Consider the following 24,416-nt stretch of genomic DNA (forward strand, 5'->3'; position numbering starts at 1 on the left):
GAGCGTTCTCAAGCAATACACCTCAGAGGCGCGTTTATCTACAGCCTTGCCAAAGCCTGAAGTTGGCACAGGCATTTGCTCTATATCTGTTAATAATAGAAAAGTAAGTTTTTTCAGGAATTGCGATGATTAGTCCGCAACAGGTTGAGGAAATGATCAAGGCGGAACTGCCAGACGCACAGGTTCACGTGCAAGACTTGACTGGTGGCGGCGACCACTATCAGGTGACAGTAGTTTCATCGCACTTTGCAGGTAAAGGACTAGTGCAACAGCACCAGTTAGTTTATGGTGCGTTGGGTCAAGCTATGTCAACTGAAGCAATTCATGCCTTGGCGGTAAAAACATACACTCCCGAAGCTTGGCAAGCAACAGCAGCTTCGTAAATAAGAGTCAGAAGTTAGGAGTTATGAATTTTGACTCCTCACTTCTCACTCGTCACTGTTGAATCCAACATAGGAAACACAAATACCATGACACCAGAACTCAAAGACAAAATTGATAGCTTGCTACAAGAAAACAAGATTTTAGTTTTCATGAAGGGAAACAAATTAATGCCCCAATGTGGTTTCTCTAACAACGTTGTGCAGATTCTCAATACCTTGGGAGTTCCCTTTGAGACAGTTGACGTTCTATCAGACCCTGAAATTCGTCAAGGTATTAAAGAATACTCTAGCTGGCCCACAATTCCCCAAGTGTATATCAATGGTGAATTCCTTGGCGGTTCTGATATCTTGATTGAACTGTACCAAAAAGGTGAATTGCAGGAAAAGGTAGAAGTAGCACTAGCTTCTTAATCTTTCTTTACGCAAACTAAAGGGTACGCTGCTGAATTTGCGCTTCGCAATCAAGGCAATCTGCCGTTTTTAATATCCTTGAAAGGAGAGACACTATTTATCTCCCCTTTCAAGGCTTTTTTAATCGGTTTATGACAAAATACTCTATGTTGAGGTTGATTTCATAGCTAGCCAATAATCCCCTCAGTCGCATTGGCAAGACCAATATAGGGCTGAGGGGATGCGTTTAATCAATACAATATCTCCAAAATTTCACACCACGGCAAAGCATTGACCAATACAGATAATATGCTATAATCATCTGCGGTAATTAACGGTTACTATCAATGACCAGGTAAATGGTACTTAGTAGTAATCGGGTTGTGGCTGTGGTTGCGGCACTGCAAAGTTTGATCCATCGTACAAGTAGCGACTGGCTTCCTCTTCTAGGCGATGAATTAGAAAAGGTTCAATGACGTTGCTATGTCGCAGTGCGGCTAGATATCCATCCAAATACATCCGCATATCATCCGTGCGATAACCGCGATTCCATAACTCGACGAAGGCGTCGGTGAGTCTTTGGTAATAGCGGATAGTTTGTGTGTCTTGGAGCATAACTGCTGTATTAATCTCTTTGGAATGAGAATTGTAAATGATTCACGCTCAAATGTGAAGTGTAATTTCACTTTGGCATTAACTCAAAGTCAACACATCTACTTTGGGTAGTACCCTGATAGCAGCTACAAGCTACTTTAATCCTATTCCAGAAAACATCTATTCTAGTTAGCTGCTAAGTTATTTTTCTAATTTTCACGATCAACAGCCCAATTGTATTGGTGTTATATTCCTGGATGGGGGCACTAATTTTTGCCAAAAAATCCAATTTAACCATCAGGTTGAAAAGCTGTTGTAGTAGCGGTTAGCTGGTTAGGTTATAGATATTTGCCACATTACATGTAAAACCAAAATGTTAAACTAAAAGAACTTTTGATAAGTCTAACAACACTTTTGATAAATTTAATAAAAATTTAATAATATTTCTAATCGCCTTTCGGCAAGGCATAAATTAAAGATATTGCCACTCTTTTTATGAGGAAATGTAAAGCTAATAGCAATTGAAGTAACAAAGGCTACAAAACCTTAGAGATGGGCTTGTTACTTTGAAAGTCATCACGCTAAGGGGTCTTGCCACCGTGGGTTCGGTTTGTATAGAAATCATTGAGGGGAATCCCCATCTGAGGTCGTTGTTGGGTTGGCACTTGCAACAACTAGAATACCGTGTGCATCAAGCTGCCAGCATTTATCAAGCAAGGGAAGTATTTTTAAGCCATCAACCAACATTGGTCATTTTAGATGCAGACCTGCCTGATGGTGATGGCATTGAGTTTTGTCGTTGGTTGCATCGTCAGCAGCAGCCTCTTATCTTAATGCTATCTGCCCGTAATAGTGAAGCTGATATCGTTGCAGGTTTAAAGGCGGGTGCAGATGATTACCTGAGTAAACCTTTTGGGATGCAAGAGTTTTTGGCGCGGGTAGAGGCACTGATTCGCCGGAAGCGCACACCTACTGCACCAGCTTATTTGGATTACGGCACTTTGCAAATCGATTTAGTTCAGCGCCGCGTCCGCTTCCAAGGGGAGTTCATCGACTTAACGCCCCAGGAATTCAGTTTGCTGTATGTTTTAGCACAAGCTGGGGGCGTACCTCTGAGTAGGTCGGAATTGCTGCGTCGTGCTTGGCCTGACGCTATCGATAACCCTCGTACCATTGATACTCACGTTTTATCGCTGCGAAAAAAGGTTGAACTTGATCCCCGGCAACCCAATTTGATTCAAACTATCCGCAATGTAGGATACCGTTTTAACATGGAAATTTTGAATACTAATATTTCACAGTCACAAACAACAAAGTTAGCTAGAGAGAGATTTAGTAATCAACGTTCAACACTTAGTAGTAGTCAAGTGTGAATGGGGCATTGGGCATTGGGCATTGGGCATTGGGCATTGGGCATTGGGCATTGGGCATTGGGTGAGGGGGAGTAAGAAAACGACTCCTGATTCCTGTCTCATCCAAAATTTAAAATCCAAAATCGTCTTGAGCTTCTGGTTGAATCAAGCTTTTTCGTAATTCAACCCAGTCTATCTCTGAGACTCTTTGATTTGCGAATAAATGACCTTGTTGTAGGTGCAATAACCGAGTGCAAAACATCTGGGCTAGTTCCAGTTGGTGATTTACCATCAGAATCGTGGTTTGATGAGTTTGACTCAACTGGGTTAATACTTGCATTAGATGAGCAGCTGTACCAGCATCTAAGGCAGAAGTTGGCTCGTCTAATAATAATATTTTAGGCTGGATGACTAAGGCACGAGCGATCGCTACTAGTTGTCGTTGTCCCGCAGAAAGTTGCACCTCTGTTCGCCCTAACCATTCACTGGGAATACGCAGTTGCTCTGTCCAATGATTGACTCGTTGCTGAATTGTCTGTTTAGGCAAACCACGCAAAACTAAAGGATAAGCCAAGGCTTGCCCAACTGTCATCCCCAACAGCTTTGACTCTTGCAATACAAGTACAAGCATCTGCCGTAGCTGGATGACAGGAATTTGGCGATATTCTTGATTTTCTAGATAGAGTTTACCACTCGTGGGTTCAATTAGGCGGTTGAGGAGGTGTAATAACGAAGTTTTCCCAGCGCCTACTGGGCCTACAATGGCAATGCGTTCGCTCTGGAATACCTCTAAGGAAATATCCTGCAATATGGGGTATCCCTGCTGATTGCCGGGAAGTTGGGTTTTCAGCTTTGTAAACAGATTAACTTGCTCTAGCCGGAGTATGGCTTTTGCTGTGTTCAAGGGAATTGGGGACTGGGGAGAAATAAGCAATGCCCAATTTTAAGTTAATTGTGCAGTAGTTAAAGCTGTAGCGATCGCCCAGCCATCGACCAATAATAGCAGCAGAGTGAATACCAGTAAAATCAGGTACATCCACGGCTGTGCTAAAGGGCGAACATCTGTAGTATCAATGCCCGTCTTTGCTTGGACAATTTGCACGAAACGAGCAAATCCAGCTACACGCATCGGTAGTAAATAAGCTTTCCCATCCTGGCTGAGGAAGTAATAAACTAGTCCTCCTTGCCCAGTGGTGCGGGGTTTTAACTCTTTGACTTGTGACCAAGGTAATAGCCAGCCTTTACGAAAAAAGCGAGGCACCCAGGCGGGGTAAGTAACCTGAATTCCCTCGTCATTGACTATTACTTGTTCAGTCAATACTGCATACAAGGCAACTAAGCCGATGCTAATCCCTATCCACAATAATTTTGGAGGTACGGGTGCAGCTGTTACCTGCGATAAAAAGGGTAATGGGACTGTGAGTGCTATGTATAGACTCAGCAACGTTATCCGAATCAAAGCAGACAGACGAAAAACAGAAGCTGAGATATTGGCTGAGTTTGCTGTCACGGCTCAATTACAATGCTTTTCTTTATTGTAGGGTAGGTCTATGTCCCTGGTGGTTGATGTGTGGTATTTCACGGTAAATACTTTTGCACTACAATCCAACCAGTAAGGGATACCCAGGCAAATCCTATAAACAAAATAATATTTACGCCGATGTGTAAAGGTCTAGCCCAAGATCGTCTGGCACTAATTTGCGTGGCACTGAAAGCAGACAGTAAAACTAGTGCTACCACTATCAATCCAGCGATTAAGTGTGACGAATGACCTAAAGAACCAAAGTGCCCTAAAGTGCCAACAATACCGATCGCTAGCAGTAATAAGACTAAACTTACCATGCTGATGCCCATTGTATAGTGGAGCGATCGCACCCCTTTATTTCCGCCCATAAATGGCGTAATAAAAGGGAATTGCTGCGAAGTTCTCGCCCGAAACATCCAAACGCCGGTAATTGCTAACATCAGATATGCCAGCAGGGACAATCCCATTGACCAGGCGGCTATTTTCCACAACCAAAGAAATGAAGGCAGATTCATAAGAATGATTGTAGATGAGATGGGGGGAGATGAGGGGGACAAGGAGAATAACCAATGCCCAATGCCCAATAAATAATAAACAAAAAGGGCTGCTGAATTAGCAACCCTTTTTGTTTAGTAAAATTGTTTTTTTTTAATCAACCGATGCTAAACCAAGGATTTGCAAGGGTTTTGTAGTATCTCCGATTTTTGTATTAATTTGCTGCACCATTAATTTGGTATTAATAGGGTCTTTTCCATCTGATGAGTCTGTATCAAACTCATAAGTACTGGGTTCTTCGAGCATCAGGCGATCGCACGGGATCTTATCGGATAAAATTGCACTTGCCATCATCCCTGTATGAATCTCCACTTGACCTTTTTGCGGAGCTTCAAACACTAAACGTTGTCCAGGGAAAACAACCCTTTCAAAATACCAGTTGGGAATATTGCAGATGCGAGCTACCTGTATTTTGCTCGTGGCATTAATGTAGCAGCAGAGAATTTTGCCCGATTGCTCAGGTGGTAGAGGATCTAATATTTGAGCCATAACTGCTGAGGAGCTTTACGCCACAATTTAACATTACACTAGCCAAGCCTAGCACCCACTGATCCCCAGTTGCTGTAACTGCGAATACCAACTGAGTCGTTGTAGATTATTTCTGTCTAAAGATATATTTTCAGTTGTGAAATTTTTGTAATTATTCACACCTTTTTCGGAATTATACACTATAAATAAAGTTTTTGATATTTTTTCCTGGTATAAAAGCTTCAATTCTCTTAAGGCACATAAGACGACGATCCCCTTGCTTTTCGCCTAGCGAGGAAGTGAGTTTTGTTGTTTCGTCTATCCCAGGATTTATAGGCTGGGATCATCACTTAATGAATAAACTCAATGTTATGGTAAAGCTATATGAAAAATATCTTCATAAAACCTATCTATAGATTCCATGTATGTTTTATGCACAGCAATTTTAGCGTTTCCCGCAGTTGCTAGCATTATTTTCGTAATTACCACTAATCGGTTAAAATTTCAAGCACGATTGTGATAAATAAAACTAAACTAAATAAACACACACTTTAAAACTGGATGTTTCTCTCGCTTTCCCCCAAGATTGGCAAGATGGAAGTTAAAACACAGATGATGGAAAATCGAATTCTTTACGTTCGCCTTCCTTGTAACCCCATCTTTCCTATTGGGGTTGTCTACCTGAGCGATCATGTCCACAAGCAGTTTCCTAATATTGAACAGCGCATCTTTGATTTAGGAACAGTGCCACCTTTAGACTACAGCTTTGCTCTGGATCGCTGTATTGATGAATTTAAACCGACACTACTAGTATTTTCTTGGCGGGATATCCAAATTTATGCCCCAGTTGGCGGACGTGGTGGCAACCCCCTGCAAAACGCCTTTGAATTTTACTACGCCAAGAATCCTCTATTGAAACTACGCGGCGGATTGGGCGGTTTGCGAATCTTCATCGCTTACTATCTAGAATTGTGGCAGAACCAGAGCTTAATCAAACGCGGTTTAAAACGTGCCAAAAAATATAATTCTGATGCTCGTGTAGTTGTCGGTGGTGGTGCAGTCAGCGTATTTTACGAACAATTGGGTAAAAGCTTACCCCAAGGAACAATTATTTCTGTGGGTGAAGGCGAAACCCTGCTGGAAAAACTTTTAAGTGGCAGAGATTTTCGAGATGAACGCTGTTACGTTGCCGGAGAAACTCAACCACGTCAACGGCTAATTCACGAACAACCCACCCCCATAGAAAAAACAGCTTGTAACTACGACTATATCGAAAGCATCTGGCCGGAATTTAACTATTACCTGCAAGAGCAAGACTTTTATATAGGTGTACAAACTAAGCGTGGTTGTCCTCACAACTGTTGTTATTGCGTCTATACGGTTGTTGAAGGCAAACAAGTACGCATCAACCCAGCAGATGAAGTAGTTGCTGAGATGCGCCAATTATACGATCGCGGCATTCGCAACTTCTGGTTTACCGATGCCCAATTCATCCCCGCGAAAAAATTTATCCCCGATGCTGTAGAACTCTTGCAAAAAATCGTCGATTCTGGTATGACAGATATCCACTGGGCAGCATATATCAGAGCTGACAATTTGACACCAGAGTTGTGTGAGTTGATGGCGAAAACCGGGATGAACTATTTTGAAATCGGGATTACCAGTGGTTCTCAAGAACTCGTGCGGAAAATGCGGATGGGGTATAACCTGCGAAACGTCTTGCAAAACTGCCGAGACTTAAAAGCGGCTGGTTTCAACGACTTAGTTTCCGTTAACTACTCCTTTAACGTCATTGACGAACGTCCCGAAACCATCCGCCAAACCATCGCTTATCACCGCGAACTAGAACGGATTTTTGGTGCTGATAAAGTTGAACCTGCCATTTTCTTTATTGGATTACAACCCCATACCCATTTAGAAGAATACGCTTTCAAAGAAGGCATCCTCAAACCAGGGTATGATCCAATGAGTTTGATGCCGTGGACAGCCAAAAAACTTCTCTGGAATCCTGAACCTCTTGGTTCATTCTTCGGCGAAGTCTGCTTACAAGCTTGGCAACAAAACCCCAACGACTTCGGGCGCGAAGTCATGAATATCTTAGAAGAAAAGCTGGGTTGTGCTGACTTAGAAGCAGCACTAACAGCACCATTAGAAACGAAAGAAAAACAGTTAGCAGGTGTATCCTAGAAAACACCAGGATGTGGGGATATTCAGAATTCTGAATTTCTCCCTCTCTCTTGCTCAGTGCCTCTGCGGTTATTTTTACCAAATCCCATGTTAGAAGGTTCAATCCTACAACAGCTAGAAACAGCCCATCGCCATACCACCAGGCCAATTCGATTCGGTGTTTACTACAAAAATACCTTAGTTGCCCTGTGCCACGCTCTCGAAGACCATATCTTAACCGATGACGGTACACCCTTAGTGATCACAGCTTTCCAACAGGGTAAATGGTATCTACAAGAAGCTCAACGATATGCAGACATCGCCCGGTACAGCCGCGAAATTGCCATCATGGCTGCCGCTGAATCCGGCTTTGCTGAACATCCTACCAGCCAGCTACCCAATGTAGACTTAGTAGGATTAGATCCAGCTGATCCAGTGGCGCAAGAGTGGCACTTAATTATTTTATCGCCTAAATACACAGCAATGGTAATTTGTCAAGAATTATCAGAGGCTGATTATGGTAGCACTGGAATACCGACATCAGACTTAGAGCGTAAATTCTATGGCTTGTGGACATTTGAGCCGGAGTTAGTGCAAGAGACAGCAGAAATAGCGATCGCTCACATCAAAAAATACAACCCAGAACTGGCGAAAAAACTCACAGCCGATAAAGAACAAATTGTACCGTCAATGGACAGATCCCAAAATTTGGGTGCAGTTGTCTCCCGTGTAGTAGATTATCTCCAGACTGGGCAAGATAATTTATCCATCCCGATAGCGCTTCAGAAACAAACCCTAGATCGCAACTTGGTTTCTAACGAAATCCAAGCCTTTTTGCGAATGGCGCAACTGATGGATATGGCAGATGTCAACAATCCAATGGCAGCTGCGGAAGTAGTAGTACTTGCTGAAGCGATCGCCCAGCTTTTGGATCTTCCCGCATGGCAGATTAAAAGGTTGCGGCTAGCGGCTTTGTTACATCGCATAGATCCATTACAAAATGCAGAAAGCGTTCTCACTGGTGGTATATCCACACGCTACCAAGAAGATGCCCCCAGTTCTCCCTTAACTTGTCCCTTAGTAGCAGGGGCGCAAGTATTGCGAACCATGCCACGACTACGAGCAGTTGCCCAAATTATTACTCACCAAACCGAGTATTGGAATGGCACAGGGGAACCAGCAGGTTTAGCTGGAGATGAAATTCCCCTAGAGTCGAGAATTTTGGCATTATTGGCAGACTTTCAGTGGCGACTTAATCAGCGAAAATTGTCAAATCAAAGCCGGGAACAGATATTTACTCAAGCTTTAGATGAGTGCAAACAGCAACAATCTACCCGCTTTGACCCTAAACTTGTAGATACCCTAGCTTTGTTAGTTATGGGTTTACAACAGGGACTCGACTTACCCTTGATGACACCCAAATTCAGCGCCGGCATCTGGATACTTGATTCCCAATGGGATAGCCACAGCAAGATAAGTGAGGAGATTGGTAGTTACTTTACATGAATATTGAAGCGATTAAATTAGGAAAACTCAAACAACTTCCAGGGGCAAATTTAGAAGACGAGGAACTCTCCCGACTGGATTTAAGCCGGATTAATCTTGCTGGCGCTACCCTTGTCGGCACTAATTTTGCTGGTTCTAAACTCGAAGGTGGGCATTTGGAGGGGGCAAATTTGATGGGAGCCAACCTCCAAGAAACTGACTTGCGGGCGAATTTGATGGGAGCAAATCTGATGCAAGCAGATTTAACGGGCGCCGACTTGCGGGGTAGTAATTTGCGTGGCGCTAACTTGATGGGAGCGAGACTCAGTGATGTGTCATTGGCGGGTGCTTTCTTGAGTGGTGCCAATTTGATGAATGTGAACTTGCAAGGCGTTGACTTGCGAGGTGCTGACTTGCGCGGTGCAAACCTGACTGGCGCAAATCTCAAAGGTGCAGACTTGAGTCGCGCCGATTTGCAAGGGGCCTTGTTGAGTGAAGCAAACCTGGAAGAAGCTGACTTGCGAGGGGCGAATTTGGCAGGGGCGAATTTGACGGGAGCTAATTTGTTGTGTGCAGAGTTAGAAGGTGCAAATTTGAGCGGCGTTAATTTGAATAAAGCGTGTTTGGTGGGAACAGTTGTGGAGGCGCGTTTTGAATAGGAGTTAATTTATACAAACTGCGATGAATAATAGACAACTGATGCTATCTGCTAAATACTAGACCATCTCAAAGTAGCCAATTTTCTACGCTTAGACCAGGTACGCGCCCAAATTCACGAACATTTGCTGTAACAAGCGTCAGGTTAAGGGCTAGGGCATGGGCAGCAATCAGTAAGTCATTAGGGCCGATGGGTCTTCCTGTTTGCTCTAGGTGTGTACGCATTACCGCATACTGCTGATCCACAGGAGGCGACAGCGACAAAATAGGTAACAGTTCAAGGATGCTTTCTAGTTGCTGAAGAAGACGGAGAGAGCCGCTTTTAGCTGCACCAAATCGCAGTTCGCACACTACAATAATGCTGGTACAAATGCAGTTTTCATCTACGGCTGCGAGGCGTTGAAACACCAAACCTTGAGGATATCTTACCAAATCTGAAATGATGTTGGTGTCTAGCAGGTATTGATAGGTCATTGGGCAGGATTAAAGCACAATATCATCGAGTGGCAGTAACCCTTCATCCACGTCAGAAAAGTTTTCTGTAATGTCTTCCAAACTGGCAAGCAGTGAAAGTAGAGAACCGGAAGAAATGGGTTCGATGATTAATCGATTACCTTCTTTGCGTAACAAAACTTCTGTGCTGGATAGAGCAAATTCATCAGGAATGTTTAGGACTTGATGTTGCCCATCCCGTAAGAGGTAAACATGGCATGAGTTTGGCATCAAGCAATCTCCTTAAAGTCATAATTATTTAGTAGCAGTGTGTTACTTCACAATATCATGTCAAGTTTTATCCTGCACGATCGAAATAACTGATGGGTATTAAGCGTTGATTGTTGGGTTTCAGTTCGTTTAACTGGAACGTTTTTGTAAAGTTGTATGTTGTGAAAAAATTTGCCTTCCTAATAGCAACGCTTCTTGCCTTTCCTCATCTGTCATATAATCATCTCCCTTGAGTCCGCTTGGAGTGCATCGAGGATTTCCTCCTGCATCTAAATATCGCTGATGTGCGATCGCAAATAATTCTAATATTCTTTGCGATCGCTGTTGTTTAATGGTGTTAAATTGCGTCATCGTTTAATTAAAGACTTCTCCTAAATGCGCTCTTAATTTATCGATACTACCCCACTGAGACATCAAGCCTGGACTAGACAACAATTTAGCTTTAGTGTCAAACAAACCCCACTCGGCTCTCATTTCCTTCTTATCAAGAGGAATACGACTGCGATTGTCGAAATCAGCAATCCAATGAACCTTAACCCATCGGAAAATACCCCATGGACCTGTTGTTTCCCATTGAGGTTTATCTTCACTTCCCTCATTAACCAGTTCAACTACGTGCGTCAAGTATCGCTCGTCGTAAATAGGTGGTTTTTGAGAAAGGATGATAAGAGATCCTTTTGGTAAGTTAAATGCATGAGCATCTACACCTGCACCCAGTTTAAAGTTCAAGGGAAAGTAAGATGCAATAGGATAAACTTTATACGCCCAAGTTTTATCATCATTGACATTTTTGATATATTCCAGACGAGAAAAATCCATTATTTTTAACCATAAATATTTGTTTGATGTTGAATCTATAAAAGCCTTTTGGCTACACTCTGATACTTTACCTAAATAGAATATTAATGTAGTTTCTTTTGAGCCGATATTTTACTTTTCCACAAGTTCATTACCCATTTTTAATTTTTAAGACTCCGTCCCCGTATCCCCAAAGCTAGTACACTCATTAACAACACCCCCATCACTCCTTGCAAGGGATTATTATTCACACCAGTTACCCAATCAGGAACTTCACCAGAATATTTCACTAATTCTCCAACATTAATAATGTAGTAGCCCCAAACTAAACCACCATGCAGACCAATTGGTAAACCCAAACGTCCCCTCCGCCAACGCTTTCCCCATACCTGCGTTAACCCCAGCAGTACTAAAGCTGGAAATTGCGGCAGTGTATGAATAATTGCCTCCAATGGTTTAATAAAGTGCAATGTAGCAAAGGCAGTTGCATCTGTCCACAATGCCACACGCGGACTGTAATCTCGTTGTAATTCATCTAGCAACCAGCCTCGGAATAACAATTCCTCAGCAAATCCAACACCTAAGCCAACAAGTAAACCCTCTAAAATTACTTTCACTAAAAAAACTTTCGGTTGTTGCCACACCAACCAACCCAACAAACTTTCTACCCCAAAAAGGATCAGAATATTAATTATCCCTATAGCCAAGCCACGCAGTAAATCCACACCGTTTTGTCGCCTGAATTCTAAGCCATAATGCCGCAGAATTTGGGGCTGCTGGTAGACATATTTGCCCCATAGTCTCAGGAGAAAAATAAATACTACATATAACAATACCAATGTCAATATACTTTCTAAGTTTGAATCATGTACTAGTAAGTATATTGGTGTAGCCAATGGCAACCATAGCAACAGTAAAGTCAAAATAAAAGCACCCAGCCTAATAGGGGCAGGGCGTTCAGCTAAACGGACAAGGTTTTCTTTCATACTAAATAGGTCAAAATAATTCGTAATTGATAATTCGTAATTACAATCAGTGTTAGCTCTGAACTTCCCACTGTCTTGCTGTTCACTGAATAAAAAATCCAGTGTTGGCTCTGTACCCTTTTTCATTACGAATTACGAATTACGAATTACGAATTACGAATTATTTGACTATTCATCAGGTTCAATCGTGCTACTTAAACCGTGACTTTGCAATGTTTCGCAATAAAACTCAGCGTGTTCCAGGGCGCAAGCAATGACTAAAGCTAGCCCGTTAGTATGGGCTTCCATCATGATGCTCACAGCTTGGGGTTGGGTAAGGCTAGGTACAGTGGCTATTAATGACTGTACAACATGCTCCATCGAGTTGTAGTCGTCGTTATGGAGCAAAACGCGATACCGAGGCGCGAGCTTGCGGGTTGTGGAAGGCTTTTCAATGGTTTCAACTGACACGGCTCTTTGCTCTTTTCTCGTTAATTCACTACAACAAAGTATCTGTCTTGCGATCGCTCAACAGTTGTTTACCTATTCTATAGTATTTCTGCTCAGATACTATGCTAGGAAAACCCTTTGCTGCCAGGGATTGGTGGTATTAGTTTTGCGTAGCCACTTGATAAGGCACACATCTAAGACATGACTCCCGTAAGAGTGCTACTCTAATCTTACAGAAGGTTTTCTTAAACGTAGCGCATTTTCACTTTTAAGATTAAGGAAGTTGCAAGCAAAATTATCCTTGCCCCTGCCCAAGATGGACATGAGCCTAGATTTTCTTCAACCGGGACAAATTGTGTCTTTAGAACATGGCGACAGCAACCTGTATGCAGAAGTCATTCAATTTGTAGTTTCCCGTCAGTTGTGCTGGGTGCGTCCTGTATTAATAGTTACTTTCATAGAAGAATCGCCCCTAATTACCGATTTGCGAGATGCGTCTGACTTACTTTGGCCTGCCAATTTATTTCGGCCAGCATTAGACACAGAAGTAATTACCTTCTTGAGCCAACTTTTAGCAAAACAACCAAGAACTGAACCTGATTCAGCCGCAAAGCAGCAACTCAATCAGTTTATTCACCAACTTTGGCAAGCATATCAAGAGGGTTTGGGGATTGGGGATTAGGGATTGGGCATTGGGAATAGACAACGTAGAGACTTCTTCAATGATTCTTCCTTGTTCCCCTTGTCTTCCCAGTCCCCAGTCCCTAATTCCCAGTTTCTCCCTCAACTGTAATGAATACCAGCATCTTTCATGCGTTGAAGACTTTGAAATTCGATTGCTACATCCTTCGCACCCTGAATTCTTTCGTCCCTTGCTAAGGTGGATAATTGTAGTTGGCAGCGTCGTCAATCGCCTCATGCATCACCTGGAGGATATGACTAGGAGTCAGTTTATCTGGATTGCCAACAGCCATATTGATGATATCAACTCCCTGAGCAACGAGTTCATTCCGCTTGTGGACAATTTCAGCAAACAGATTGGGAGGAATTTTTTTAGGCGTTTAGCGAACTGTATGGCGATTTACTACAAATGCACAATGTAGAGGTTCATTAGCACAGTTGACGCCACCTTAAGTATTTAAATAATCAACGTCAGAGAAAAATACTAGCAATGATATCGCCCTTGTATCCTCCCTGTCTAAACTTAATTACGAATTACCTTAGGGAGTCCTCGTACCTTTACAGGGAAGCAAGCTACACTCAACTTCTGTCTGCGACACGCTGTTCGCGTTCGTAGAGAGCGTCATGATGAATTATTTTAAAATCCCAGGCTAGGAACCAACTGGATTCGTCCAGCATCCATCTCTGCCATTAATAATTCTAGAGCTTCATAATCAACATCAGAAATGTAACCCAGTTCCGTCAGTTCTGAATTGATTTCATTCTCTATCTCAGGAGTTAGTTTTTTAATGTCAAGAGCTTTTTCTACCAATTTCCGAATAGCGTACTGAGTTCTCATAAGTAATAACCCAACTGTAATATAATACTAATCATCTCAGATCAGCCTCAGTATAAAGAGTGATCCAAATACTAACTTGCTAGTGATATATATCACAATTTAATTAGTTAGATAGATAATTCACTATGACTTTGCCGGATGCCATCAGCAACGCTAAAGTGGGAGATTTAACCTACCGTTAAGACTTAGCTAAATTAGCTTTAGTTATAGACTAAGCAAGGTTTATCAGCATAGTTACTGATAATTCGTCTGCTCTATGGCCGTCTATAGTTGATTGTTTTTGAACTGAGATAAAAAAAAAGTATATATAAACACATTTTAACCTGGAATTATAACAATCTTTAAACAGCCATACTAAAGCAATAAAGATTCAGCAAAGAGAGCTAAGACGTATGGTCGATGCAACAAAATAGAGTTTATGTTCAAATAATCCTTAGCTTGACGCTTCAAAATTCTTAATAGGATGTAATTATGCAGGCAGTGCTTAACTATCCCAAGATTGCAGTTATTCGTCCCCAAGGGTGTTTAAATGCTGCAAACGCCTTGGAATTTGAACGAGATATGACTACAGCATTGGCACAAAATGGTATTTCCATCTTGGTAGTAGACCTCGCAGCAGTAGAATCGTTAGACAGCGCGGGGTTGATGGCATTGTTATCTACACACAAGCTGGCTCTTACTTTAGGACGAAGTTGCCGACTTTGCGCTGTTGCTCCACCAATTAGAATTATTTTTGAACTGACGCAACTCGATAGGGTATTTGAAATATTAGACGGTGAAGCCGATTTGACCCAAACATAACTTTATGTCAAAGCACAAAGGTTCGGGCAATAAGTGGACTTTATGTAAAGGAGTTGTAAGTTGCAACGATAAACTCTGTTAGAAGACCTAATTCAATGCTAAGGTTGGGATTGGGTAGCTGTAATTAAGGTAGCTAGAAGATAGCACAGTGGTTGTTGCAGTTGAAAGATTAATAACGTCAGATATTTTAAAACCAGCCCGTTACCTGGGTAACGAGCTGTTAGCAGTACACAAACCTTGGGATACGACAGAAATACGTTGGGTTTTAACCTACCCAGAAGTATATGAAGTCGGTGCATCTAATTTAGGGCACATTATCCTTTATAACATCTTGAATGCCCAACCGCGTCAATTGTGCGATCGCGCCTACCTCCCAGGACAAGACCTGGCAGCCAAACTACGCGAGACTAATACGCCATTGTTTGCGGTAGAGTCAAAGCGATCGCTGACAGAATTCGACATTTTAGGCTTTAGCCTCAGTTACGAACTGGGTGCCACTAATATCCTGGAAATGTTGGATTTGGCTGGAATTCCCTTGACGTGGCGAGAGAGGCAGGGAGGCAGAGGAGAATTTACCGATGCCCAGTCATCCTTTCCGTTGATTTTTGCTGGTGGGCAAACAGCAACATCGAATCCTGAGCCTTATGCTGACTTCTTCGACTTTTTCGCCCTTGGAGATGGAGAAGAACTGCTGCCAGAAATTGGTTTGGTGTTGGAATTCGGCAAACAAGCAGGATTGAGTCGGGAACATCTGTTACTTGATTTGGCACAGATACCAGGCGTATATGTGCCTCAATTTTACGATATGGCAGAGGATGGCTCAGTTCATCCTTGTCGCCCAGATGTACCAAAACGAATTTTGCGACGGGTTGCAACTCCCATACCAGCATATTCCATTGGGCTAGTTCCTTATGTAGAAACGGTGCATGACCGCTTGACCATTGAGATTCGGCGTGGTTGCACTCGTGGCTGTCGCTTCTGTCAACCAGGAATGCTGACTCGACCAGCACGGGATGTAGAACCCGATAAGGTAGTAGAAGCGATTGAACAAGGTATGCGGGCAACTGGTTACAATGAGTTTTCCCTACTATCTCTGAGTTGTTCTGATTATTTATCCCTACCAGCAGTGGGGATGGAAATCAAAAATCGCTTAAAAAATGAAAATATTTCTCTGACTCTACCAAGCCAAAGGGTAGACAGATTTGATGAAAATATTGCCAATATCCTGGGAGGTACGCGGCAAGGTGGACTAACTTTTGCTCCAGAAGCTGGTACTCAGCGGATGCGAGACATTGTGAATAAGGGGTTGACAAATGAAGAATTGTTGCGGGGGGTGAAAACCGCTTGGGAGCAAGGCTGGGATAAAATAAAGTTGTATTTTATGATTGGCTTGCCGGGTGAAACGGATATTGACGTTTTGGGCATTGCGGAAACAGTAAGCTGGCTACAGCGAGAATGTCGGGGTAAGGGCAGAAAACCCTTAAACTTTAACCTGACAATTTCTAACTTTACGCCCAAGCCCCATACACCATTCCAGTGGCACTCAGTTTCAACCGCTGAATTTAAGCGTAAACAAAACTTGTTGCGACAAGAATTCCGCCGAATAAAGGCAGTGAAGGTAAATTTTACCGATGTCCGCATTTCGGCAATGGAAGATTTTGTGGGACGAGGCGATCGCAATTTGGGCAAAGTAGTCCGCCGTGCCTGGGAATTGGGTGCAGGAATGGATTCCTGGTATGAAAATTTAGATCAGGCTTTTAGTGCTTGGGGATCTGCGATCGCCCAAGCAGGTTTAGATTGGAAATACCGCCAAGTAGAAAATGGCGAATGGAATTTGTTTCACGCAGAGGCGCCCAAGAACAGAGAAGATGGAGAAAATACCCAACTCCTAGTAGCTCCTAACTCCTCACTCCCCACTCCCCACTCAGGACTCAGGACTCACTCCCTCAATACTCCCTTCCCTTGGGATCATATTGATACCGGGATTGAGAAAAAGTGGCTCCAAGAAGACTTGCAACGCGCCTTAGAAGCTGCAATTGTACCCGACTGCTCTTTTGAAGGTTGTTCTCACTGTGGCGTCTGTGGTACCGACTTTGGTCATAACATCGTGATTGAATCACCCGCTATCCCAAAATTCGCTGGCGAGTTTGTCCCCAACCCAACTAAGGCACAACGACTGCGAATTTGGTTTGGGAAACAGGGTAATATGGCTTTGATCAGCCACCTAGATTTAATCCGTCTGTTTGACCGAGTTGTGCGGCGAGCAGGCTTGCCAATCGCTTTTACTGGTGGGTTTCATCCAATGCCACGGATTTCTCTAGCAACTGCTTTGGCTCTAGGGGCTACTAGCAGCGGTGAAATTGCAGATTTTGAGTTAACTGTGCCAGTAGAAGTTGATACTTTCCGAGAAAAGTTGGCTCGTGAAATGCCCACAGACATACCTATATATAATGTGGAGCAGATAGATTTAAAAGCTAGTGCCGCTACCCAACTGCTAGAGACCGCAGAGTATTTGATTACTGTAGCAGCACTTGCAGAAACAACACCCATACAATGGCAAAACTGGATTGATACAATCAAAGCAAAAGAGGAACTTTGGTACGAGCAAATAACTAAGTCAGGCAAGAGCCAGTTAATAAATCTGCGCGATCGCTTATTTGAACTGGAATTAGTAGAAACCCACAATAGCATTGCAGAATCTATGTCATCTGTGATCCGTTATCTAGGTAGCTATCGCCAGGACGGTTTGGTATTGCGTCCTGAACAAATCCTGTTTATGCTAGAGACAGTGGCTAGTGTAGAATTTCAACTCCTGCACATCCACCGCAATCGGCTAATTTTAGGGGTATAATCCCTGTAAGGCAACTTGCTAGTAGTTGTCCTGACATGGCAGGTAATATGAATTGATTTTTAGCAAGGTTGCGTTAGAATAGGGTGAAGAGAAATTTTCTGGCGCTGCATTGAATTAGCTGGTTCACTACCCTGGTATTCAGGGGGCGAAAGCAAAGATATTAGAGTGCAACTTCTAGGATTTTATCCTAGACAAACAAAAAGCAGATTAAAGAATGCACACTCTCTCTATAGCTACCTTGTGAATCAGTAACTAACAGCAGGCTCGGTTAGCTTCTCTAAACTCATGCTTTTTACACAACTGCTGAATGTCTAATCCACGTAGTGCCCAAGAGCTAGTGCATTACTTTTTTAGAGTTAAAGCAACTGCTGTCGGTTATGCCGACTTGTAGATGTTCAAAAGACGCGCAAAGCGCGGCTTGTCTTAGGCTAGAGCGGCTCAAGGCAGGGTAGCAACTGGCGCTGCTGAGTATAACCCTGAGATAAATCCGGGGAATGGAAAATAGAAATAGTTTCTTTTTCTTAACGAATTCAGTAGGTTACTCTCAAATGAAACGTCTTGAGTTCAAATGCTCACTCAGGATTTAGAACTTTCAACTCAGAACTCTCAAGATTTGAGGGTATTGCATCACAAATCAACCACGGACGGTTGATTTAATTGCTTAAACGATATGCAGCAGTTCAGGAATAATCAGCCGGGGAAACGCTCTTAAGAGCGCCAATAGCTATTTAACTTAGAAGCTCAGATTTGCGATTTTTATTACCAGTAGCGCCTTTTGAGGGTTGTGAGGGCAGCAAAAGTATAATATCAAACCGAGAAACACTGGTAATTAAAACTGACGCGGAGACGCAGGTAGTTTTGAATTATTAAGTAATTAACCGGACTTGATACAACAAACCTCAAACCTGTAAGTGCTGCCAATTTTTGAGGAAATTGAATGCCAAAACAAATTATCATCGCGGAGCAGCACCAAATTGCTGCGGTTTTTTCTGAAGATCAAATACAGGAACTCGTTGTTGCTACGGGTCATCACCAAATAGGTGATATCTACTTAGGAGTAGTAGAAAATGTATTACCTGGGATAGATGCGGCTTTTGTCAATATTGGCGACCCAGAGCGCAACGGTTTTATTCACGTCACCGACTTGGGGCCATTGAAGCTAAAGCGTACCGCAGCAGCAATTACAGAACTACTTGCACCACAGCAGAAAGTTTTAGTGCAAGTAATGAAAGAGCCAACGGGGACAAAAGGGCCCAGACTCACTGGTAATATTACCTTACCTGGACGCTACGTAGTACTGATGCCTTATGGTAGAGGCGTAAATTTATCCCGACGAATTAAAAGTGAAAGTGAGCGCAACCGCTTGCGAGCGCTGGCGATTTTGGTCAAACCGGCGGGAATGGGTTTGCTCGTGCGTACAGAAGCCGAAGGCAAACCCGAAGAAGCAATTATGGAAGATTTGGAGTTGCTGCAAAAGCAATGGGAGTCCATTCAGCAGGAAGCCCATTCTACCCGCGCTCCAGCACTGCTCAACCGAGATGATGACTTTATCCAGCGCGTATTGCGGGATATGTACGGCGCGGATGTAAATCGGATTGTCGTGGATTCCAGTACTGGTTTGAAGCGCGTCAAACAGTACTTGCAAAATTGGAGTGGCGGTCAAACACCGCAGGGATTGTTGATTGACCATCACCGCGATCGCTCCCCAATTTTAGAGTACTTCCGCATCACTGCCGCCATTCGAGAAGCCCTGAAACCAAGAGTAGACCTACCTTCAGGCGGTTACATCATCATTGAGCCGACGGAGGCATTAACCGTAATCGATGTTAACTCAGGTTCCTTTACGCGATCGGCAACAGCGAGAGAAACAGTTTTGTGGACAAACTGCGAAGCTGCAACAGAAATTGCTCGCCAGTTGCGTCTGCGGAATATCGCCGGAGTGATCGTCGTTGATTTTATTGATATGGAATCGCGACGTGACCAACTACAAGTTCTCGAACACTTTAATAAAGGACTCAAAGCAGACAAAGCTCGTCCCCAGATTGCCCAACTCACCGAACTAGGCTTAGTAGAATTGACCCGCAAACGTCAGGGTCAAAATATTTACGAATTGTTTGGTGAAACTTGCCCCACCTGTGGCGGTTTAGGACATACCGTGCGTCTCCCTGGAGAAATCGAAAACCGATTACCAATACCGGCAGAGACACCAGAGCGTGAGCGTTTTGTATCCCTGCCTCACCGAGAACCACGTCAGCCATCTGCCCGCACCCCGGAACCACGAGAAACCTATGATGGATTTGGGGAAGCATTTGAGGGCGATTCGGAATTGAGTAACCTAAATCTGATCAATCATCCTAGTTATCAAGAGCTTAATGATAAGCGTCGTACCCGCACTCGCCGCAGTCGAATTGGTGTCAATGGGTTAAATGGGAAAGATGAATCTCGGGTTGTTCCCAATCCACTGGCTTTTGTTAACGAGCCAGACTTAGACCTAGATGTGGAACCAGAACTAGGAGTTGCACCAGAGATACCCTCACCCACCCTTGGTAAACCAGGTTGGAGTGAAAGAGTAGAGCGCACTAAAGTTATCAAGGCAGAACCAGTTAAACCAGTGGTAGAACCACCGGAGATTAGAACTGTAGAAATGAGCCTTCAGGAACAGGATATGTTTGCCTTGATGGGAATATCTCCCTTGGTGAAGTTAGAGCAAGAGGTTAAAAATACCAAGTCTGTGATTATTAATGTGATTCAGCCTGGTCAATTGCCAACAACCCCAACTGAATCAACCTCAGAATCAACTATTGTCCAAAAAGCAATACCTGAAATAACTGCTATTGTCCAAAAAGCAACACCTGAAATAACCACTATTGCTCAAAAAGTAACACCTGAAATAACCCCTAGCAAAATACCGACACCAAAAGTTATTGAGCCAGAACAAAAATCTTTGCTCGAAGAAACAACTGAACCATCGGAGTTGACTGTGAATCCTTCGGGACACTTGTCTGCGAAAGCCGCCGAAGCCAACGAGTTTGCAGATGAAAGTGAAGCCAATAGCAGCGCTACTGCCAGCCGTCGCCGCCGTCGTCGTTCCTCAGCGATCGAGGATAATTAATTTGCTTTATGGTAGAAACATCGCCAACGCCTTTGGAAGAATCCACTTGGCTGGAGTTTTCTACCTTGTCAGGGATTCCAGGGTTGGTTGCAGGTGTTGATGAAGTAGGGCGAGGTGCTCTATTTGGCCCTGTGGTGGCGGCAGCAGTGATCCTACCAGATCGCGCTTTGCCAATACTGATGGCAGCTAAAATCAAAGACAGTAAAAAGTTGTCTAGTTCTCGGAGAACTCAGCTAGCGCAGCAAATTTGTGCGCTGGCTATAGACTGGAAAATTGGGTTCGCTTCTACTGGCGAAATTGACAAGATAAATATTTTGCAAGCAACGCTGTTAGCAATGAAGCGAGCTGTGCTGAAGTTGAAGGTACAGCCTGCAATCTGCTTGGTTGACGGCAATCAATTAATCAAAGACTTGCTACTGCCACAGCAAACAATAGTCAAAGGTGACGAGCGATCGCTCGCTATTGCCTCTGCTAGTATTGTCGCTAAGGTTTGGCGTGACGATCTGGTAATGCGTTTAGCATTAAAATACCCTATGTACAACCTGGAGTGTAACAAGGGTTATGGTAGCCAGCGACATTTGCTGGCCTTGCAAGAATATGGGCCCTCGCCTCTGCATCGTCAGTCTTTTCGTCCTTGCCAAATCAAAGGTCTGAGTGTTGAGTGATTAAATAATTACTCAGCATTCAGGATTGGTAATTCAGTACTATCACCGTCAAGTCCTCTATCTTTAGTTTGTGATATCACCCAGTAGCGATAATCCGTCAAAAGTTGATTTAATAACCGTTGCTTGACTGACAACAGCACGCTTTTAAGCAAACCATTGCCAGTAGCTTCTAAAATCGGCTTAGGAGTGAAGGAAAATGGTGGTGGGAAATCCACCAGCACTTCTAAATCAGCTTTTCCTTGCAGGCGAGTGCCAGTGCTAAACTCTTTGGGAGACAAATACCCTTTTAAATTGAGAGCAAAGCGCTGGTTAATATACTCGAAACCCAGGATTTCACAGCCTAGCGATCGCAAATAAATAACTCCATTTGATTCCGCCCACACTCTCATGTCTACAGTAGGTTGAATACTTAGTGACATAAAACTTAGCGGACGCATTTTCAAGCGAAATACTTCCTCAGAAAGCTGCTGAATCCGGCTATTGTCACCTAAAGCCTTAACCAAACGCTGAGGCTGACGCAAGTAGTGCTGAATGGGAATAGGCTGCTCTGGAACAGCAATTTCCACTGATTGTGAGGCAGTAAACTTGGTAGCCATGAATTGAAGGAAGTAATTGTTTGATACTTCTATTATTGATTAATTTCTTGTGTTTATTTTTTTAATTTAGTTTACATGGGACTAGCAATTTCAACAAGAATTCCATCCAAATCACGGACATAAGCCACTGTTTGTCCCCAAGGCTTAACTTTGGCATCTACAACAACCACACCACCAGCTTCTATAGCACGCGACAAAGCTGCTGCTATATCATCTGTTACAAAACCAACCTCAATACCAGCAGGTAGATTTAACAGACTGTTTTCTTGGAATCCTTCGGGGAGGTTAGATTTTGCAAGTTCATTTGAGGCGAAAGCGAGAGTAGTTCCACCTGTTTCCATCTCAGCGTATTGTTTGCTCTCGTGAATAAACTGCTGTTTCAGTCCAAATGCCTTTTCATAAAAAGCGACCGATTGGGTGACATCTTTTACATAGAGAATTGTGTAGGAGAACTTCATAATCTTTATTTATTACTGAAATAACTATTGAAATTAAGTTAGTATATTTGCTCTACTTAGTCAAGCACCTACACTGTTGTATAGCTATGAACTGCATAATGACACTATCTAAATAACTTATACATAATTAAATGAATCAAATTAAAGCAATATTATTGGTCAATAAAGAAAGGCTGGGTTGACTCACGATATAGTTTATAAATTGAATATATAACTAATAAACACATGACTATATCGATCGCACATTTAGGGCCTCCCGGCACTTACACAGAACAAGCAGCTGTTCTTTATGTCAACTGGTTGACTAAAAGTACGGGAGTTGAAGCTACGTTATGTCCCTATCCCACCATCTCGCAGTCACTGCACGCTGTTACTGATGGTCAAGCTCACCTGGCTGTTGTGCCAGTGGAAAATTCTATTGAAGGGAGTGTTACCACAACACTGGATACACTCTGGCAGTTAGACAGTTTGCGAATTCAGTTGGCTTTGGTATTACCCATTGCCCATACGTTAATCTCCTGCGCGTCTAGCTTAGATAAGATTAAAACTGTTTACTCTCACCCGCAAGCTTTGGCACAATGTCAGGGATGGTTAGAGCGGTTTCTGCCGACTGTACAGATTATTCTCAGCAATTCTACAACCGAAGCACTACAGCAGTTGGAGCAAGATCCAACAACAGCAGCGATCGCTTCTAGCAGAGCGGCTCAACTCTACAAATTGCCGATACTAGCTAGTGGTATTAATGACTATCCAGAAAACTTTACTCGTTTTTGGGTAGTAAGTCAGGGTGAAGCGGACACTGGATACCAGAAAACAAAAGTGCCTACCAGTCACACATCTCTGGCTTTTAGTATGCCTGCCAACACACCTGGAGCATTGGTCAAACCTTTGCAAATATTCGCTCAACTAGGAATTAACCTTAGCCGGATTGAATCTCGTCCGACAAAGCGATCGCTAGGCGAATACTTATTTTTCATGGATTTAGAAGCGGATGCCAAAGAAGCACAAATGCAATCGGCTTTAGCAGAATTAACTATTCACACAGAGATTTTAAAAGTTATTGGCGCTTACAATGTTTTACCGATCAGCGCTGTTACTTGAAAAGTTAGGAGTTATCAGTTATCAGTTATTAGTTAGAGACTATAAATTATCAGTTGTCAATCTTTTATTTTTTGTTATTTCTTCCTAACTCCTCACTCCTCACTCCTCACTCCTCACTCCTCACTTATCACTAAATGTGTCTTTGAGAACAGCCCGAGCTGCTAAGTGATTACGAGTAGAAGTTAAAATTTCTGCTTCCCGCTCTAGACGAGTTACAGTATCTTGCATTTCTAACAATAATTGCTGCTCTGCGGCGACACCGTAAAGATTACTAGCTACCCAATAAGATAACTCTGTTGGTAGATCAGGCAAATCTTCTGGTAATTCGATATTTTGCTCGGTTAATTTGGCTGACAGACGCACAACATCTCGCAGTAGTTGTTCTACCTCAGTTGATAAAGGTCGCAAATCTTTAGTTGGTGGTTGGTCTTCAATCCACTCAACTAAGCCAACCCGGTATGGCTTTTCACGAACATACTCTAATACACGAAATCTTTGCTGCCCTAAAGTCATCATCTTGATCCGATCATCTGGCAGCCGTTGGTGATGAATGATTTCGGCACAGCAACCAGTGTTTGCAATTGTACCTTTGACTGGATCAAACATCAAAACACCGAACCTGCGGTCGCTTGACAAAATCGTGTTCATCATGATTCGGTAGCGAAATTCAAAGATGTGCAGGGGTAATGGTCTGGTAGGAAACAGAACTACTTCGGGTAACGGGAACAGAGGTAGTTCGCGAACTGCAATTTTAGAAGATGATGTCATTGTTACTTTGGTATAAACTTAATCTTAAAAAATA

The 24,416-nt window shown here is 43.0% G+C and carries 27 protein-coding genes; 12 read left to right on the forward strand and 15 right to left on the reverse strand.

Annotated features, from left to right (window positions below; all coding sequences use genetic code 11):
* Positions 1 to 125 precede the first annotated feature (125 nt).
* Together V7K62_RS00580 and grxD are read left to right on the forward strand one after the other, a co-directional pair.
* Entirely contained in the window at positions 126 to 383 is a 258-nt protein-coding gene (locus tag V7K62_RS00580; protein ID WP_334860684.1) for a BolA family protein, read from the forward strand.
* 87 nt (positions 384 to 470) lie between these two features.
* Complete coding sequence (gene grxD / locus V7K62_RS00585; protein ID WP_094349509.1) at positions 471 to 794, forward strand: Grx4 family monothiol glutaredoxin; 324 nt, start codon at positions 471 to 473, stop codon at positions 792 to 794.
* A gap of 345 nt (positions 795 to 1,139) precedes the next feature.
* On the opposite strand, the gene V7K62_RS00590 is transcribed toward grxD, so the two are convergent.
* A complete protein-coding gene (locus V7K62_RS00590) occupies positions 1,140 to 1,388 on the reverse strand; it encodes a DUF6761 family protein (RefSeq protein ID WP_104907495.1) in 249 nt (82 codons plus the stop codon).
* A gap of 578 nt (positions 1,389 to 1,966) precedes the next feature.
* Here V7K62_RS00590 and V7K62_RS00595 point away from each other — a divergent pair.
* Positions 1,967 to 2,740, forward strand: a complete 774-nt coding sequence (locus V7K62_RS00595) for a response regulator transcription factor (RefSeq protein WP_334861442.1) — start codon at positions 1,967 to 1,969, stop codon at positions 2,738 to 2,740.
* A 109-nt stretch (positions 2,741 to 2,849) separates the two neighbouring features.
* Here V7K62_RS00595 and V7K62_RS00600 read toward each other — a convergent pair whose 3' ends face one another.
* The 4 genes from V7K62_RS00600 to V7K62_RS00615 all read right to left on the reverse strand — a co-directional run bounded on the left by V7K62_RS00600 (position 2,850) and on the right by V7K62_RS00615 (position 5,288).
* Entirely contained in the window at positions 2,850 to 3,653 is an 804-nt protein-coding gene (locus tag V7K62_RS00600; protein WP_442937202.1) for an ABC transporter ATP-binding protein, read from the reverse strand.
* A 9-nt stretch (positions 3,654 to 3,662) separates the two neighbouring features.
* Positions 3,663 to 4,229, reverse strand: coding sequence for a hypothetical protein (locus V7K62_RS00605; RefSeq protein ID WP_334860685.1), 567 nt, complete (start codon positions 4,227 to 4,229; stop codon positions 3,663 to 3,665).
* 68 nt (positions 4,230 to 4,297) lie between these two features.
* On the reverse strand, positions 4,298 to 4,759 hold the full coding sequence (locus V7K62_RS00610) for a DUF4079 domain-containing protein (RefSeq protein ID WP_194041934.1): 462 nt from the start codon (positions 4,757 to 4,759) through the stop codon (positions 4,298 to 4,300).
* Between the two features lie 133 nt (positions 4,760 to 4,892).
* The gene (locus V7K62_RS00615) at positions 4,893 to 5,288 is read right to left on the reverse strand and encodes a DUF1830 domain-containing protein (protein ID WP_334860687.1); all 396 of its coding nucleotides are present in this window, start codon (positions 5,286 to 5,288) and stop codon (positions 4,893 to 4,895) included.
* Between the two features lie 573 nt (positions 5,289 to 5,861).
* On the opposite strand from V7K62_RS00615, the gene V7K62_RS00620 reads away from it, so the two are divergent.
* The 3 genes from V7K62_RS00620 to V7K62_RS00630 all read left to right on the forward strand — a co-directional run bounded on the left by V7K62_RS00620 (position 5,862) and on the right by V7K62_RS00630 (position 9,577).
* Positions 5,862 to 7,454 (forward strand): photosystem II high light acclimation radical SAM protein, encoded by a 1,593-nt coding sequence (locus V7K62_RS00620; RefSeq protein WP_334860688.1) that lies wholly within the window; start codon positions 5,862 to 5,864, stop codon positions 7,452 to 7,454.
* Between the two features lie 87 nt (positions 7,455 to 7,541).
* Positions 7,542 to 8,939, forward strand: a complete 1,398-nt coding sequence (locus V7K62_RS00625) for a DICT sensory domain-containing protein (protein ID WP_334860690.1) — start codon at positions 7,542 to 7,544, stop codon at positions 8,937 to 8,939.
* Positions 8,936 to 9,577, forward strand: a complete 642-nt coding sequence (locus tag V7K62_RS00630; RefSeq protein WP_334860692.1) for a pentapeptide repeat-containing protein — start codon at positions 8,936 to 8,938, stop codon at positions 9,575 to 9,577. The genes V7K62_RS00625 and V7K62_RS00630 overlap by 4 nt, the downstream gene beginning before the upstream one ends.
* Positions 9,578 to 9,644: 67 nt before the next feature.
* Here the strand turns inward: V7K62_RS00630 and V7K62_RS00635 are convergent, their stop codons facing one another.
* The 6 genes from V7K62_RS00635 to clpS form a co-directional block, all read right to left on the reverse strand.
* Positions 9,645 to 10,049, reverse strand: a complete 405-nt coding sequence (locus V7K62_RS00635) for a type II toxin-antitoxin system VapC family toxin (protein WP_334860694.1) — start codon at positions 10,047 to 10,049, stop codon at positions 9,645 to 9,647.
* Between the two features lie 9 nt (positions 10,050 to 10,058).
* A complete protein-coding gene (locus tag V7K62_RS00640; protein WP_334860696.1) occupies positions 10,059 to 10,298 on the reverse strand; it encodes an antitoxin in 240 nt (79 codons plus the stop codon).
* Between the two features lie 129 nt (positions 10,299 to 10,427).
* On the reverse strand, positions 10,428 to 10,649 hold the full coding sequence (locus V7K62_RS00645; RefSeq protein WP_334860698.1) for a hypothetical protein: 222 nt from the start codon (positions 10,647 to 10,649) through the stop codon (positions 10,428 to 10,430).
* 3 nt (positions 10,650 to 10,652) lie between these two features.
* Positions 10,653 to 11,117 carry a hypothetical protein gene (locus V7K62_RS00650; RefSeq protein WP_334860700.1) on the reverse strand — a complete coding sequence of 155 codons (465 nt, stop codon included), beginning with the start codon at positions 11,115 to 11,117 and terminating at the stop codon, positions 10,653 to 10,655.
* A gap of 140 nt (positions 11,118 to 11,257) precedes the next feature.
* Positions 11,258 to 12,082 carry a CPBP family intramembrane glutamic endopeptidase gene (locus V7K62_RS00655; RefSeq protein ID WP_334860702.1) on the reverse strand — a complete coding sequence of 275 codons (825 nt, stop codon included), beginning with the start codon at positions 12,080 to 12,082 and terminating at the stop codon, positions 11,258 to 11,260.
* A gap of 168 nt (positions 12,083 to 12,250) precedes the next feature.
* The gene (gene clpS / locus V7K62_RS00660; protein ID WP_334860704.1) at positions 12,251 to 12,532 is read right to left on the reverse strand and encodes an ATP-dependent Clp protease adapter ClpS; all 282 of its coding nucleotides are present in this window, start codon (positions 12,530 to 12,532) and stop codon (positions 12,251 to 12,253) included.
* Positions 12,533 to 12,827: 295 nt separating this feature from the next.
* Between clpS and V7K62_RS00665 the strand changes: the two genes are divergently transcribed.
* Positions 12,828 to 13,193: a hypothetical protein gene (locus V7K62_RS00665; protein ID WP_334861446.1), complete on the forward strand. Its 366-nt coding sequence runs from the start codon at positions 12,828 to 12,830 to the stop codon at positions 13,191 to 13,193.
* A gap of 636 nt (positions 13,194 to 13,829) precedes the next feature.
* Here the strand turns inward: V7K62_RS00665 and V7K62_RS00670 are convergent.
* Positions 13,830 to 14,030, reverse strand: coding sequence for a hypothetical protein (locus V7K62_RS00670; RefSeq protein ID WP_094349495.1), 201 nt, complete (start codon positions 14,028 to 14,030; stop codon positions 13,830 to 13,832).
* Positions 14,031 to 14,501: 471 nt separating this feature from the next.
* On the opposite strand from V7K62_RS00670, the gene V7K62_RS00675 reads away from it, so the two are divergent.
* From V7K62_RS00675 to V7K62_RS00690, 4 genes are all read left to right on the forward strand, one after another.
* Positions 14,502 to 14,831, forward strand: coding sequence for an STAS domain-containing protein (locus V7K62_RS00675; protein WP_334860706.1), 330 nt, complete (start codon positions 14,502 to 14,504; stop codon positions 14,829 to 14,831).
* A 148-nt stretch (positions 14,832 to 14,979) separates the two neighbouring features.
* On the forward strand, positions 14,980 to 17,682 hold the full coding sequence (locus V7K62_RS00680; RefSeq protein WP_334860708.1) for a TIGR03960 family B12-binding radical SAM protein: 2,703 nt from the start codon (positions 14,980 to 14,982) through the stop codon (positions 17,680 to 17,682).
* 937 nt (positions 17,683 to 18,619) lie between these two features.
* Positions 18,620 to 20,794, forward strand: a complete 2,175-nt coding sequence (locus V7K62_RS00685) for an Rne/Rng family ribonuclease (protein WP_334860710.1) — start codon at positions 18,620 to 18,622, stop codon at positions 20,792 to 20,794.
* A gap of 8 nt (positions 20,795 to 20,802) precedes the next feature.
* Entirely contained in the window at positions 20,803 to 21,459 is a 657-nt protein-coding gene (locus V7K62_RS00690; protein ID WP_334860712.1) for a ribonuclease HII, read from the forward strand.
* A gap of 8 nt (positions 21,460 to 21,467) precedes the next feature.
* Here V7K62_RS00690 and V7K62_RS00695 read toward each other — a convergent pair whose 3' ends face one another.
* Both V7K62_RS00695 and V7K62_RS00700 read right to left on the reverse strand, forming a co-directional pair.
* Positions 21,468 to 22,055: a DUF1997 domain-containing protein gene (locus V7K62_RS00695; RefSeq protein WP_334860714.1), complete on the reverse strand. Its 588-nt coding sequence runs from the start codon at positions 22,053 to 22,055 to the stop codon at positions 21,468 to 21,470.
* Positions 22,056 to 22,126: 71 nt separating this feature from the next.
* A complete protein-coding gene (locus tag V7K62_RS00700; RefSeq protein WP_334860716.1) occupies positions 22,127 to 22,513 on the reverse strand; it encodes a VOC family protein in 387 nt (128 codons plus the stop codon).
* 225 nt (positions 22,514 to 22,738) lie between these two features.
* Here V7K62_RS00700 and pheA point away from each other — a divergent pair, with 225 nt between their 5' ends.
* A complete protein-coding gene (gene pheA, locus V7K62_RS00705) occupies positions 22,739 to 23,614 on the forward strand; it encodes a prephenate dehydratase (RefSeq protein WP_334860718.1) in 876 nt (291 codons plus the stop codon).
* A 120-nt stretch (positions 23,615 to 23,734) separates the two neighbouring features.
* Here the strand turns inward: pheA and V7K62_RS00710 are convergent, their stop codons facing one another.
* Positions 23,735 to 24,382, reverse strand: coding sequence for an LON peptidase substrate-binding domain-containing protein (locus V7K62_RS00710; protein WP_334860720.1), 648 nt, complete (start codon positions 24,380 to 24,382; stop codon positions 23,735 to 23,737).
* Positions 24,383 to 24,416 lie beyond the last annotated feature (34 nt).

Source organism: Nostoc sp. (assembly GCF_036917935.1).
Lineage (GTDB): Bacteria > Cyanobacteriota > Cyanobacteriia > Cyanobacteriales > Nostocaceae > Nostoc.